The organism is Paenibacillus sp. BK033 (assembly GCF_004345425.1).
Taxonomy (GTDB): domain Bacteria; phylum Bacillota; class Bacilli; order Paenibacillales; family Paenibacillaceae; genus Pristimantibacillus.
Genome location: NZ_SLVP01000006.1, coordinates 55,263 through 69,024, shown reverse-complemented (window position 1 = coordinate 69,024; position 13,762 = coordinate 55,263). Strand labels below are relative to the sequence as shown.

Here is a 13,762-nt window from a genome sequence, read left to right as displayed (position 1 = left end):
TCCCCTATATTTTTCTTATTAAACTAAAAACAAAAGAGGTGCAGCCCCATGCCAGTTGAATACCGTATTGAAGCTCCCGTTACAGCCGTACAAGTCGCCGAAGTATTCCGAAGCTCCGGCATCAAACGACCCGTCGACGATCTTCCCCGCATTCAAAAAATGATCGACAACGCCGATCTTATTCTCTCGGCTTGGGATGGCGAAGAGCTTGTCGGCATTGCCCGGGCGGTTACCGACTTCGCCTATTGCTGTTATCTCTCCGATCTGGCCGTAAGCAAAACGCATCAACGTCTTGGTATCGGCACCAACCTGGTGAACCGGCTGCAGGAGCACCTTGGCGAAGAGGTTGCTCTTCTGCTGCTGTCCGCGCCATCCGCCATGGATTATTACCCTCGGATCGGCTTTGATAAAGCCGATAACGCGTTCCTGATTAAGCGGGTAAGATAATCCCAACCCACAACAATTAAGCCGCGAACACGCAGGTGACTTTCTCCCGTAACGGGCAGGAACCCGATTAAACTGCAAAAGTACAGTTAAACCGTACCCAGATGCTCAATTGAGCATTTTTCGTCGGAATGAACTGTACTTTTTGCATTTCCGTTCTATTTATTGAGCTCAATTTTAGAATTGACCTGTCGTTTTGCAGGCATAAGTAACCTTCTAATCGAGCCAGCCGTTTTTCTCCGCGATTCCGATCGCATCAATCCGATTCTTGGCATCCAGCTTCTGAATGGCTTCGGACAAGTAATTGCGTACGGTCCCCGCGGACAGAAACAGCCGGGAGGCAATCTCGCCGGCAGGCAAGCCTTCGCGAGCCAGCCTAAGCACCTCCCGCTCCCGTTCGGTGAGCGGATTCTCCGCTTCCCAAAACGATAGGGCAAGCTCCGGACTTACCGCCCGCTTCCCGGCATAGACGTTGCGAAGCGCCGCGGACAGCTCATCGATCGGGGAATCCTTAAGCAGGAAGCCCTTCACACCTGCCTTCATAGCCCGCTGGAAGTACCCGGCGCGTGAAAAGGTGGTCAGAATGACGACCAGGCAAGGATGCTTATCCGCCCGCAACCGTTCCGCAACATCAAGTCCGGTCAGCTTGGGCATTTCGATATCCATCACGCAGATATCCGGCTTCAGGCTGCGAATCATCTCTAACGCCTGTTCACCGTCTTCCGCTTGTCCAACAACCTCAATATCTTCTTCCAAATCGAGCAGGGCGCTAAGCGCACCGCGCAGCATTCCCTGATCCTCGGCTACAAGCACTCTCATTTATGTGGAGCCTCCCTTCTTCGATGACGAGTGTACTCTAGGCACGGTAAACGTTATAACGCTTCCGCTGCCTTTCGCGGACTTGAAGTCCAGCTTGCCGTCCACCAGATTTAACCGTTCCTGCATCCCTCTAAGTCCGTTATGCGCAGGCCCTTTGTCTGCCAAATCACAGCCAACCCCGTTATCCCGAATAGCCAAGCGGTACTGATCGGGCGTCATTGCCCATTCAATAACGCACTGGCGAGCTTCGCTATGCTTCACGACATTGGTTACCGCTTCGCGCAGGCACATGCCCAGCATATTATCGATAAGCGGGCTTAAGGATGCGGAAGCGGGGTCGCCTTGCACCTTAATGGTTATGAAAGCTGCCGCCAGAATACGCTTCGCATTCGACAGCTCATCCTGCAGCGTTACCGTATTCATGCCTGTAACCAGCTCCCGGACCTGCTTCAGCGCGGCACGCGAGGTAAGCTGAACATCCCTTATTTCCTGCTTCGCCCGGTCCGGATGATGGACGATCAGCTTCTCGGCCAATTCGCTTTTGAGCGTGATCATCGTAAGGGTATGACCAAGCGTATCATGAAGCTCGCGGGAGATCCGCTGCCGCTCTTCCTGAATGGATAAACGGGCAATCTCGTCATTAGCAAGCTCGAGCTGCGCGCGAAGCACTCTGGAGCGTCGTCCGATGAACATGACAAAAGGAACCAGCAGGACCGCAACCATAGCAGGCAATAAATTGTACAGTCCTTCCAAACCGTTCCTTTCTTCATAGTGCCAGACCTCCATCCCGTACAACAGCAGCACGCCGGACATGGCAATCCCGATCTGACGGAGGCTCGGCAGCATGCCGACGAGCGAAGCCGTAAAAAAGCCCATATACATAAAGCTTTCATCATACCGCCAGCTGAAGTACCCAATCACGAGCAATTGAATAATAACCGCCCAAATACGCCAGCCTTTGCTCAAATGCCCTGTAATGTAACTGACGATAAACAAGATAATAAGAGGAAATCCGATCCACTGCTCCTCAGGCGGCCGTTCGGCGAGCGCCATGACCGGGAATAGGATATAGACAAGCCATAACAGCATAAAGAAAATGGGCGGCCCACCTTCAGGGGGCCGCTTCATTATAAATCGACGTAAATCATGCAAGTATTTTTGCATTACACCGCTTCCTGTTTTTTCATGATATAAGACGAAATCGCAAGGAATACCACCACGTAAGCAACCAGGATTCCTACGCCGGTCCAGTTAATCGAAACACCGGCAACCGCGTCCCAAGCCCCTTGCCCAAGACGATAGGTTGGCGTCAGGTGAGCAATGGTCTTCATCGTGCTGGACATGGTATCCGTCGGGAACCACAAACCGCCCAGAATGGACAATCCCATATAGCATATCATGGAAAGGACTTGAACAAAATCCGCATTTTTGATCGAGCCGATCAGAGTGCCAAGACCCATAAACGAGAAGCCGCCGATAAAGATAAACAGCCCGCAAGCGATCCAGGTGGACGCGCTTAGGTTAACATCCTTGAACACGCCGCCTACAACGAACATAACGATAATGATGGCCAGGTTAATAACGGCCTGCGACAATACTTTGGACATTACATAAGACCAGGACGGGAGCGGAGTGATTTTCAAGAGAGACAGCCAGCCTTGGCTCCGTTCTCTCGACAGCCGCTGCGCATAGGAGGTTAAGCTCGCCCCTACTACGCCGTACACCGTCATCGACATCAAGTAATAGGCTTTCCAATCGACATTGCCAACTTGCACATTATCGCCAACGGTATTGGTAAAGATAAAGTAGAACACAACTGGCATAATAAACGAGAAAATAACGAATCGGCGGTTACGGACGGTACGCAGCAGCTCCGCTTTGCATTGCGCCAGCGTTGCCTTCATGCTTGTGGATTGACTCATTGATATAGATCCCCCTTAGTTCGTGGAGTGGACAATCGCCTGGAATGCATCCTCAAGGCCGCCACTTTGAATTTCGATATCCTTCATTTCAATGCGCTGCTCGATCAACGTTACGATCAACCGGTCGGTATCCCGGCTATGAAGCTTAACGCGTCTTCCGTTCCATTCCGCGTCGATAACACCCGGCAAAGCCTGCAGCTGCTCGTTCGTTACGGAAGCGCCAGCCGTAAAGGAGATGACGCGGCCGGTTGTTTCGGCTTTGATCTGGCTTGGCGAGCCGTCCGCCACAACCTTGCCCTGATTGATAACGACGATGCGGTCGGCGAGGCTATCCGCTTCTTCCAGGTAATGCGTCGTCAGAACAACCGTGCGGCCTTTGTCCGCCATCGAACGGATCGTATCCCAGAACATTTGGCGGGAGGTAACGTCCATGCCTACCGTTGGTTCGTCGAGGAAAATAATTTCGGGATCGCCCGCCGCCGCAAGGGCGAAGCCTAGACGGCGCTGTTGTCCGCCGGACAGCGACGCGGCCATTTTATCCTTTTCCTTCTCCAAGCCGGAGATCCGGAGCAGCTCCTGCAAGGAGAGCGGATTGCTGTAATAATTGCGGAACAGTTCAATCGTCTCCGCTACCTTCAAATTATCGATCACGCTGACATCCTGCAGCATCGCGCCGATCCGGTTGCGCACCTTGATGTCCTTTGGGCTTCCGCCCAGCAGCTTGATCGTTCCGGAGGTCGGCTGCTTCAGCCCCAGAATCATGGAGATCGTTGTTGTTTTGCCGGCGCCGTTTGGCCCAAGCAGCGCGATCACCGTACCCCTCTCCACCTTCAGCGATAAATTATCAACCGCTTTTTTACCTTGGTAGATCTTCGAGACCTGATCCAATTCGATTGCGTAACTCATTGTCAACTTCACTCCCGCTATCTATAATTTGTTATGCGTTTACGTCTCAAGTTGCCGCGTCTTGCTTACATACACATCTTACCTTTTTGAGCGGATTGCTCCTACGCATGAACGTAATCTCTTTCAGATGACAAATGTCATATCATGGATATGATAAGTACAATAGGACAAACAGACCTTTATCAAAAGGAGCATACCGGCATGATTGATTCCATCTTCGAAACCCATTTGCAGGTGACGGATTTAGACCGTTCCATCAAGTTTTATAAGAAACTCGGACTAACCCTTGCGTTGCATAAGCCCGAGCGGAGATCTGCTTTTTTCTATGTAGGAGAACGCAGAGATTTACTCGCTTTAAAGGAGCTGCCGAAAGGACAAAAGCTGCAGCCGCGGCATTTCGCTTTTGGCGTTCGGCTTGATCAGCTGCTTTCGGCTTCGGACTGGCTGATTGAACGGGGAATCTACCCGCTGCCGGGTTTTGGCAAAACAGAGGCTCCTCCGGAGCCCTTCGTGCATGCATGGATGCCGGCAGCAAGCGTCTATTTCAACGACCATGACGGCAACGAGCTCGAATTTATGGCATGGCTGGACGACGAGCCGCAGCGCTTGGATTATGTCCCGTACTTGAGCGAGTGGAATGAAATCAAGGCGAAAAAATAAGACCTCGAAGGGTCTTATTTTTTTGGCATAGGGGTCCGGTTGAGATATCCTGCATGAAATGCAGGGTATGGACTTTGGGTAAGGGCGTTTAAGTGAACTATACTGTACGGAATGCAGTCTATTAGAGGTATTGCGGCTGAATGGAGCGGTTTAGCAGCCAATATCCTGCACTCCGTGCAGGATATTTCTATGTATAGGGCTATGATCGACGATTATCCTGCAATTCGTGCAACGTCGTAATCCCCCCGCTACCTACTCTACCGGTTCCCGTCCCATTCCTCGTAGAACCGCTCTACGAATTGCTCCATATAGCGGTGGCGTTCTTCGGCTATCCGTCTGGCAGCATCCGTATTGACCAGATCTTTGAGCTTCAGAAGCTTCTCGTGAAAATGATTGATCGCCGTGCCTTTCCCGTTCCGGTATTCCTCTGCGGTCATCTCGCCGCGAGGCGGAATAGCCGGATCATGGATCGGAGTGCCCTTCCAGCCCGCGTATACAAAAGCTCTCGCAATGGAGATAGCCCCAATGGCGTCAAGCCGGTCGGCATCCTGCACAACCTTCCCTTCCAGCGTGCGCATCGGGGGATTTTTACCGCCGTTGTAGGACATGTTCGAGATAATATCCATCACGTGTGCGCGGTGTTCTTCCTCCGGCAGATTGGCTTCCAGCCAGTCTTGAACTTTCCGAAGCCCCGCTTCCTTCGAAGGATTCAGCTTCTCGTCCGCGACATCATGCAAAAGCGCCGCTATCGTGCAGACGAACCTATCCGCTCCTTCCTCTCCGGCGATCCGCTTCGCCATCTGCACCACTCGGTGAATATGCCACCAGTCGTGGCCGCTTGTATCGTTCTCCAGTACGGAACGGCTGAACTCTTCGGCCTTGCGGATCACCTTTTCTTTATCGTCATGCGTGATTGTCATGGTTGTTGCACCTCAACTTTATTTACTGTATTCATGCGTCTCCTCCTTGCCATTATGGAAGGCTTGAGCTCTATTTCTATCGTAGGCAACCCTGCATAGCTTAACGAATAGAACCCCGATTACGATGAAAAGAACGGTTACCCAAAACGTAAATGCCCCGGTATGTCTGGTAGCCGTATACCATAGCGGGGTAGAGCCAGGGTTCCAGGCGTCACTCGTAAATCGATCATACCCGCCATCGATGAACATCATCGCCCAGATCAAATAAATTTTCGCCATGGCGTAGCCGGCCATGCAGCCAACAATGCCGCCTGCATAATAATAAGGATTGACCTTCTCTAACGCTCCGCCAATCAGACCGTCGTTCATATCCTCCGCAGCTCCCTCTCGGTAAATTGCATTTGTCATTTTCTACCGATAATGTTAATCGAGAGCCCGCCCCAACCGCAAGCCAGAGGCAAAATAGAACTCTGCCTCTATGGACGGAGTCGACCTTCTATCCGTTACAGCACCTTTTCATAACAGAGGCTGGATTCGCAATCCGTATATTCGCCGAAGCGGTCGATTTCGTAATAACCTTTGCTTGCGTAAAAACGAAGAGCCTCTGGCTGCGGCGCTCCCGCTTCCAACCGCATGATCCGGCGGTTCATCGCAACCGCCTGATCCTCCAGAGCGGATAAGACGGCTCCCGCAATTCCCTGTCTCCGAAAGCCGGGATCTACATAAAAGCGCTTCAGCTCGGCAGATTCCTCGTCCAGCGGACGAATAGCTCCGCAGCCGACCGGAGTTCCACCCAAATAAGCGACCATAAAGATCATGTCCTTCACCTTCGGATCCGAAAAATCCACCGTAAACACGTCGTCCGGATTGGAATAGCGCTCCGCCAAATCCTCGTCCAGCTTCCGGATTAATTCGTGCAAATCCTTGTTGTCATGAGTTACCTGGATGATTTCCCTCTCCATGGACAGCTCCTCTTTCCCGGCATCCCAGCCTGTACGTTATATTTTCTAACATTATAGCTTGATAGATTTCAAGGAACAACTAAAAACAGGAGTCCCGCAAGAGACCCCTGTACCTACTATGCTACTTTTTGCCGTTCAAGTTCAGCGTTGGCGTCTGGTCGAAGAAGTTCCACGGCTTCAGCATCGTGTACACCCATTCCGTCGGCATGATCGGCCATTCCTCCGCGCGCGCCACATGGGTGGTGCCCGTCGTCATCCAGACCACGTTGTCCGTGTTGACGATCGATTCATTGTCCGAGGTGAACAATCCAAGACCGGTATCCGTCTTCGCTCGGTTCGGGTATTTGCCCTCCGGATAACGCTCGTTCTCGTAATAGCGCGTGACCCACAGCTGTTTATCCATAAAGTTAACGCGGTTGAACAGCCATTCGTCCTCGCTGAAGTTGGCGCCCTTGGCAATCGGATGCGTCCCACCGGCATACGGGATAATCTGATAGGAGACCGGATTGCCTACCTTGTTCTCCTTATTGGTATTCGTGATCAGGCGAATGGTCGAAGCATCGAACTTCTGAGCCGCCTCCTGCTCCGTCCCCACAATGCGCGTCTCGGTCTGCATCGTGCTCGCGCGCGGGCCGCCGGCCGTATTGTCCGCTACCACCGGATTAATCTCCATCAGGGAATTTTGCTCGCCGTCCACGTCCATATCGAGACGGAAGTTATAAATATGCTGATGCGTCGTACCTACGATGTTATGATCAATCAACGTGCCGTATTTCGTATCGTCGGCAGCGGTCTCGTCATGCATCGTGCCGGACTCTACGCCTTTTACGGCTTCAATGCCGGTAGCACCGGCGTTAATGCCGATGGTGCCGTTCTGCGCGAATACCCAGTCGAAAATATAATCATAATTGCCTACCGTGCTGATCCAGCGGACAACAAGCTCGCGTCTTTCCGCGCTGACGTTGTCCTGTCCCATCTCCTGATGCTTGTATTCCGGGCCTGCATAGCGTTCGAAGATGGCCATCGCGTTCGGAATATTCATCGCGGCGCCCGTATAATCGGCGATCGTCGCATCCAGCAATACGGCGTTGCTTGGCACATCCTTGCCGCGGGCAAGCGAGGAGGTCAGAGTCCCCATGCCATATTCGCCCGAATCGAGATAAGCCTTGAAGTACCAGCCTACATCCGGATCGCCATAAGGAACGATCATGCCGCCAAGCGAGCCCTCGTACATGATTTTGCGCTTTTTGCCCTGATCGTTATAGGTCACCGTCGACAGAATCGGACCAACGCGGGAGTCCAGGCGAAGGTGGAAGTCCCAATTCTGCCAATGAATCGTATTGCCCGTAATCGTGTAGTTCTTGCCTTCCGGCTCCGTAATCTCAAGCGGCTTCGAGGGCGCCGAAGCTGTCATATTGCTGCCGTCATACGGGGTTGCCTTCATCGGAATCGGCACGACGCCGGCATCCTCGATCTTAATCACCTTCTTCTGCTCGAGATCGACCACCGCGACCAGATTCTCGATCGGATGCGCCCAGTAGTTGCCGTCTCCCGTGTTCAGGTAAGCGACTACCTTAAGCAGTCTCTTGTCCTGCTGAAGCTCGTCCTTGCCGTCGAAATAACCAACCGTCAAAGGCGTGGAAACGACCTGCTTCACATCGTTAATGCCGTGTTTCTTCAGAGCTGCCGCATATTCCGGGCTTTCTTCGATGGCTTTCTGTACCGTACCGAAATCATCGAGCAGCACCATGCCATGCGCGCCTTCGACCGGCTGCCATGCGGTTACTTTTTGGGCTGCGAGATCAACCGTCCCTTCAATGACACGCTTGCCGTCCAGAATAACGACCGCAGCCGAACGGTGAGCCGATACGTCCGTGCCGTCAAGCGCAAACCTCCATACCTGCTCCTTTGGCGGAGCCTTCAACGTAATTTCGGTAAAGCGGTAGTTGTCCCCGAATTTCCCTTCCGCCTTCAAAATATTCACCGTCTCCGCTATCTCGGCGGAAGTAAGCGGGTTTAGCGGATTGGCCTTTTTCTCTACCTGAAACGTTTGATCCAGACCCGACTGGAACACTTCGCCGACAAAATGATGGGATACGTACGCCAGGCTTTTTTTCATAATGACCGGAGCTTCCATCTCCAGACGCTGACCGTTTACCAGGGCGATATTGGAATTCGGCTTTACCTTCACCAACGTGCTGTTCTTCGTGATTGTGATCGTTCCCGCAAAGCTGTCCCATTTCACCTCTGCCCCAAACTCCTCCATGGTTGCGCGAAGCGGAACAAAATCCTCCGAGCCTCCATGCGCTTCGGCCGTTGGCGCCGATAGCGGTGCGATTAACCCGCCGCCTAGCGCAACCGTTAAAGCCGTGCCCAGGACCGCCGATTTTTTAGCAAGTGAACCCTTAAGCTTCTTCATCTTGGTATGCCTCCCCATTCTCTTACGTTTTCCCGTGACGTTAATTTACCTCACATAATAGAGCGGATTATTGTAAAAAACGGAACAAACCCGAAAATTATGTTAGAAAATATAACTTTCACTCATTGACGAGAGAACACAGGGTTTGCTATTGTTGTACGCATATTAAGGTTACGGGAGGAACGGGCACAGATGATGGAGGAACTTGTCAGCGGCATCCAATACGGCTTCGAATGGGAAACAACGGGCTATACGGAGCGGAAAATCCATTATAACGGACAGCCCGTTATCTATTATCAGTTCATGACGGATGCATCCGGGCGGATGATCCATGTTGTCCCGGACGGCTGTGTCGACCTTCTCTTCTGCTGCCAGCCCGGGAAGCCATCCGCCAGAGTTTGCGGTACCGTGCTGCAGGGAAAAGAGCTTTATTTTGAAGCTGACACGACCTATTTCGGGGTTCGACTGTCCGCAAGGCTAAGTCTTCTGCTGCCAAATCTGCCGTTGAAGGAAATTATCGAGGTCCAAGCGCCGTTCGAGGATTCTTTGTCGGTATACAAAGACACGGGAGCGATTATCGCCGAGCTTCAAGGCTTCTCCGAGCGGATAAGAGGCTTTGAAAGGCTCTGCATGCCCCTTCTGACGGGCGACGCGCGTCCCATCCGGATGATCGATTACTGCCTGACTTCCATGCAGCGTTCAAACGGCAGCGTTACGATCCGGGAGCTGGCCGAGGATACCGGCTACTCCGAGCGTTATATCCGAACCAAATTCGAGCAATCCCTCGGCATCTCCCCCAAGCTGTACAACCGGATTATCCGCTTCCAGCGTTCGCTTAGCGGCATTGTCAGAAGCGCGTCCTCCTTGACGGATGTAGCGATGGAAAGCGGATATTTTGACCAGTCCCATTTCATGAAGGAATTCAAATCCTTCAGCCAGTTCACCCCTATTCAGCTTAGGAAGAACCGGAAAACAACCTCCTCTTTTCTCTGGTAAATTCGACACAAATCTACAAAAGTTCATCCCAATTCCAAAATAATCCGATATAATGTTCATAGTATTACACTTCTCTCAAGAGGGGAGACCGTCTATGAATACGGATGTTCTCACGCGCAATAACGTAAAAGTGCTTGGCCACGGCAAACAGACGATCGTCTTCGCCCACGGCTTCGGCTGCGACCAGAATATGTGGCGGCACATGCTTCCCCTTTTCGAACAGGACTACCGGATCGTTCTATTCGATTACGTCGGTTCCGGAGCATCCCAAATCAACGACTACAGCCCCGACAAATATAACAGCTTGTACGGCTACGCCGAAGATGTGCTTGACGTGATGGATACGCTTCGTTTGGAAGACGCCATATTCGTTGGCCACTCCGTCAGCGGCATGATTGGCATGCTGGCTTCGATTCGGGATAAGAAATATTTTCAGCGGATGGTTATGCTAGGCGCTTCGCCGCGTTACGTCAACGATCTCCCAAGCTACTACGGGGGCTTTGACCGCAACGAGATAGACGAGCTGCTGCAGATGATGCAGATGAATTTTATCGGCTGGGCAAGCTACCTCGCCCCAATCGTCATGCAGAATCAAGATCGCCAAGAGCTGTCCACCGAGCTGGAGGAAAGCTTCTGCTCCAGAGACCCGCATATCGCCAGACAGTTCGCGGAAGTAACCTTCTTGTCCGACTGCCGGTCAGAGCTGGCCTCCTCTTCAATCCCGACGCTTATTTTGCAATGCACGGACGACAGCATCTCGCCTCCTGAAGTAGGAGAATTCATGCATGCGCAGCTGAAAAACAGCACCTTACGGCAAATGAAGGCAACCGGACATTACCCGCATCTCAGTCACCCGGAAGAAACCACGCAGTACATTAAGGATTATTTGGCGATTTCCTAAACGACGAAACGACGAAGAAAGGCAGTATTTGAATGGATACCCTGTTAAATGAAGCTCCTTGCGGCTATTTCTCGATTACCGACAAGGGACTAATTCAATCGGTCAATCAGACACTGTTAACGATGCTGGGTTATGACCGCGAGGAATTACTGGAACGGCATATCGAGTCCACGATGTCGGTGGCGAATAAGATGTTTTTTCACACTTATTTCTATCCTTACATCCAGCTTTACGGCCAGGTGAACGAGATGTATTTCTCGTTCCGGTCGAAGGACGGCAAGGATCTTCCCGTGCTCTTGAACGGCATCAGGCGGAACCGGGACGGCAAAGCCGTGATCGACTGCGTGGCACTTGAGATGCGGAAACGGATTGAGCATGAGAAGGATATCATGAAGACCAAGCGGCAGCTTGAGATTTTGTATCAGGAGACGAATGAAGCCAATCACAGGCTGGAGCTGCTGCATGCCCAATACGAGAAGAAGCAGCGGGAGCTAATGGAACTGAATGAGCGGCTGGAGACCTTGGCTTCGACGGATCCGCTGACCGGCCTGAAGAACCGCCGGTTTTTCCAGGAGCAGCTGCTGAGTCACACGGAATTATCAAAGGGGGCGGGGAATGTCCTCTCGCTCTGCATCATCGATATCGACCGCTTCAAAAGCATTAACGATACGTACGGTCATCCTGTCGGCGATCTTGTTCTGACCAGACTGGCCCAGCTGCTGCAGGAGCAGTCGCCGGAAGAAGCGGTTGTCGCCCGGTTCGGCGGGGAAGAATTTGTTATTTTGCTGCCGGGGCTGGATCGGGATCGGGCTCTCGCTGCCGCGGAGCGGTACCGCGCAGCCACGGAGACGACTCCGCTTGGCGATTTGCGCATCACCATCAGCATCGGCGCGGCAACCTTTGCTGCGGAGGAGGAATCTGAGTTATCCCTGCTGCAGCAGGCCGACCAAGCGCTCTATCTCTCGAAAAACAACGGACGCAACCGGGTTACGCATTACCGTAGTTAATAGTAAAGGCCGCCCATACCGTGAGTATGAACGGCCTTTTTCCTTTCTTTGTTGCCAGCCCCTTACGTCCGGGCCTTAACGATGCGCGGAGCATCGTTAAGGGGCCTGACTAGCTGCTCTTTCACCATGTTAACGATATGCCGCATCGTTAAGCAGCACCCTGGCCATCAACGATGGCCAGGACCTTCATTAACCCCGTTACTTTTAAACAAAAACCCATAAAGGAACACGATCGCAGACAGCAACGCTGCGGAGATGAGGAGAATATAAGCTACCTGGTACTTAACGAACTCCCCGCGAAAAACAACCAGCTCCACGCACGCAATCATGCTTAGACCAATATTTTCTCTATTGTACTTCGTTAATTTATAGCGCAATAACCGATAGGCAAGCAGAATAAAGATAAATCCTAGAATCACGCTTCCGAAATAGATCACGACAGCAGCCTCCTACAAATACGCAGCTTTCAGCAACACCCAAATTATACCATACTAAAAATACGCACTCCACCCTCCCCCAGCTTCTGCTTTACATTAAGAAATTTACAGGTAAGATGGTTAAGACAGCATATCCTATTTACCCGAAAGGAACCGTCATCATGTCATCCGCTCCTACGCTTCAAACACCGGCAGCACAGGCGGGCAAAGCCTCGCTTTCCAAGGGACTGCTGCTCCTGATGGCTTTTACCGCCGGCATGACCGTCGCGAATTTGTATTACAACCAGCCGCTGCTGGCGGATATCGGCCGGTCCTTTGGCGTTGCCCCGAGCGAGGTTGGATTTGTCTCCACCTGCACCCAGATCGGCTATGCCCTGGGCATGTTCCTGTTCGTGCCGCTGGGCGACATCAAGGAACGCAAAGGACTTATTACCGTTCTGCTCTCGCTCGTCTGTCTTTCCCTGATTGGCATAGCCACCGCGCAAAATCTCGCCTGGATGTTTATCGCGAGCTTTGCCGTTGGCCTGACAACCGTTGTGCCGCAAATCCTCATCCCGCTTGCCGCGACACTCGCTGTACCCGGCGAACAAGGCAAAGCAGTCGGAACCGTTACAAGCGGTCTGCTGCTCGGCATTCTGCTCACCCGAACCGTGTCCGGCTTGATCGGCGGAACCTGGGGCTGGAGGTTCATGTACGCCTTAGCGGCGGCGGCCATGCTGGCTTTGCTGCTTCTGCTCCGAATCAAGCTTCCCGTGGCCCGCGCAACCGCCGAGCTGCGCTATAGCGAGCTGCTGCTTTCCATGGGTAGGCTCGTGAAAAAATATTCCACGCTGCGGGAGTCCGCTTTGATTGGCGCAGCCAACTTCGCCGCCTTTAGTATTTTCTGGACGGCTTTATCCTTCTATGTGGAAGGCGAGCCTTATCATTACAGCAGCCAGATCGCCGGCCTGTTTGGATTAATCGGTGCGGCCGGAGCATTAGGCGCTCCCTTTGTCGGCAGACTCGCCGACCGCATTCCAACCAAGTGGATGATTGGCGGCTTAATCGCGCTAAACATCATCGCGTATCTGTTCTTCGGGCTGCTTGGCGGCATGTTATGGGCGCTTATTGCAGGCGTTATTTTACTTGATCTCGGCGTGCAAGGTACTCAAGTCGCCAACCAGACCCGCATCTATGCGCTTGAGCCCCCGGCCCGCAGCCGCCTGAATACCGTTCAGATGGTAACCACCTTCCTTGGCGGAGCGATTGGTTCGTCTGCAGGCAGCTTCGCCTGGCATGAATGGGGCTGGAGCGGCGTATGCTGCGCGGGCGGATTCGCAGGATTATTCAGCTTCTCGGTATGGCTGATTCATCGGCTGCTAAAATGACC

General features: G+C 52.6%; 15 protein-coding genes. 6 read left to right on the top strand and 9 right to left on the bottom strand.

What is annotated here, in order from left to right; genetic code table 11:
• Positions 1 to 48: 48 nt before the first annotated feature.
• Positions 49 to 447, top strand: coding sequence for a GNAT family N-acetyltransferase (locus EV294_RS19920; protein ID WP_132309962.1), 399 nt, complete (start codon positions 49 to 51; stop codon positions 445 to 447).
• 213 nt (positions 448 to 660) lie between these two features.
• On the opposite strand, the gene EV294_RS19915 is transcribed toward EV294_RS19920, so the two are convergent.
• The 4 genes from EV294_RS19915 to EV294_RS19900 all read right to left on the bottom strand — a co-directional run bounded on the left by EV294_RS19915 (position 661) and on the right by EV294_RS19900 (position 4,091).
• On the bottom strand, positions 661 to 1,263 hold the full coding sequence (locus EV294_RS19915) for a response regulator transcription factor (RefSeq protein ID WP_132309960.1): 603 nt from the start codon (positions 1,261 to 1,263) through the stop codon (positions 661 to 663).
• Complete coding sequence (locus EV294_RS19910) at positions 1,264 to 2,352, bottom strand: sensor histidine kinase (protein ID WP_243711726.1); 1,089 nt, start codon at positions 2,350 to 2,352, stop codon at positions 1,264 to 1,266.
• A gap of 74 nt (positions 2,353 to 2,426) precedes the next feature.
• On the bottom strand, positions 2,427 to 3,185 hold the full coding sequence (locus EV294_RS19905) for an ABC transporter permease (protein ID WP_132309956.1): 759 nt from the start codon (positions 3,183 to 3,185) through the stop codon (positions 2,427 to 2,429).
• A gap of 15 nt (positions 3,186 to 3,200) precedes the next feature.
• Complete coding sequence (locus tag EV294_RS19900; RefSeq protein WP_132309954.1) at positions 3,201 to 4,091, bottom strand: ABC transporter ATP-binding protein; 891 nt, start codon at positions 4,089 to 4,091, stop codon at positions 3,201 to 3,203.
• A gap of 201 nt (positions 4,092 to 4,292) precedes the next feature.
• Between EV294_RS19900 and EV294_RS19895 the strand changes: the two genes are divergently transcribed.
• Positions 4,293 to 4,751: a VOC family protein gene (locus tag EV294_RS19895; RefSeq protein WP_132309952.1), complete on the top strand. Its 459-nt coding sequence runs from the start codon at positions 4,293 to 4,295 to the stop codon at positions 4,749 to 4,751.
• Positions 4,752 to 5,008: 257 nt separating this feature from the next.
• Here EV294_RS19895 and EV294_RS19890 read toward each other — a convergent pair whose 3' ends face one another.
• The 4 genes from EV294_RS19890 to tynA all read right to left on the bottom strand — a co-directional run bounded on the left by EV294_RS19890 (position 5,009) and on the right by tynA (position 9,052).
• Positions 5,009 to 5,671: an HD domain-containing protein gene (locus EV294_RS19890; protein WP_132309950.1), complete on the bottom strand. Its 663-nt coding sequence runs from the start codon at positions 5,669 to 5,671 to the stop codon at positions 5,009 to 5,011.
• 18 nt (positions 5,672 to 5,689) lie between these two features.
• A complete protein-coding gene (locus EV294_RS19885) occupies positions 5,690 to 6,040 on the bottom strand; it encodes a hypothetical protein (RefSeq protein WP_132309948.1) in 351 nt (116 codons plus the stop codon).
• A gap of 134 nt (positions 6,041 to 6,174) precedes the next feature.
• Positions 6,175 to 6,633 (bottom strand): GNAT family N-acetyltransferase, encoded by a 459-nt coding sequence (locus EV294_RS19880; RefSeq protein ID WP_132309946.1) that lies wholly within the window; start codon positions 6,631 to 6,633, stop codon positions 6,175 to 6,177.
• A 121-nt stretch (positions 6,634 to 6,754) separates the two neighbouring features.
• Positions 6,755 to 9,052, bottom strand: coding sequence for a primary-amine oxidase (tynA, locus tag EV294_RS19875; RefSeq protein ID WP_132309944.1), 2,298 nt, complete (start codon positions 9,050 to 9,052; stop codon positions 6,755 to 6,757).
• Between the two features lie 192 nt (positions 9,053 to 9,244).
• Here tynA and EV294_RS19870 point away from each other — a divergent pair, with 192 nt between their 5' ends.
• The 3 genes from EV294_RS19870 (at position 9,245) to EV294_RS19860 (ending at position 11,956) form a co-directional block, all read left to right on the top strand.
• A complete protein-coding gene (locus EV294_RS19870) occupies positions 9,245 to 10,048 on the top strand; it encodes a helix-turn-helix transcriptional regulator (RefSeq protein ID WP_132309942.1) in 804 nt (267 codons plus the stop codon).
• 94 nt (positions 10,049 to 10,142) lie between these two features.
• The gene (locus EV294_RS19865; protein ID WP_132309940.1) at positions 10,143 to 10,949 is read left to right on the top strand and encodes an alpha/beta fold hydrolase; all 807 of its coding nucleotides are present in this window, start codon (positions 10,143 to 10,145) and stop codon (positions 10,947 to 10,949) included.
• 32 nt (positions 10,950 to 10,981) lie between these two features.
• Positions 10,982 to 11,956 carry a sensor domain-containing diguanylate cyclase gene (locus EV294_RS19860; protein ID WP_132309938.1) on the top strand — a complete coding sequence of 325 codons (975 nt, stop codon included), beginning with the start codon at positions 10,982 to 10,984 and terminating at the stop codon, positions 11,954 to 11,956.
• Between the two features lie 167 nt (positions 11,957 to 12,123).
• Here the strand turns inward: EV294_RS19860 and EV294_RS19855 are convergent, their stop codons facing one another.
• Positions 12,124 to 12,393 (bottom strand): hypothetical protein, encoded by a 270-nt coding sequence (locus EV294_RS19855; protein ID WP_132309936.1) that lies wholly within the window; start codon positions 12,391 to 12,393, stop codon positions 12,124 to 12,126.
• 161 nt (positions 12,394 to 12,554) lie between these two features.
• On the opposite strand from EV294_RS19855, the gene EV294_RS19850 reads away from it, so the two are divergent.
• Entirely contained in the window at positions 12,555 to 13,760 is a 1,206-nt protein-coding gene (locus tag EV294_RS19850; protein ID WP_132309934.1) for an MFS transporter, read from the top strand.
• Positions 13,761 to 13,762 lie beyond the last annotated feature (2 nt).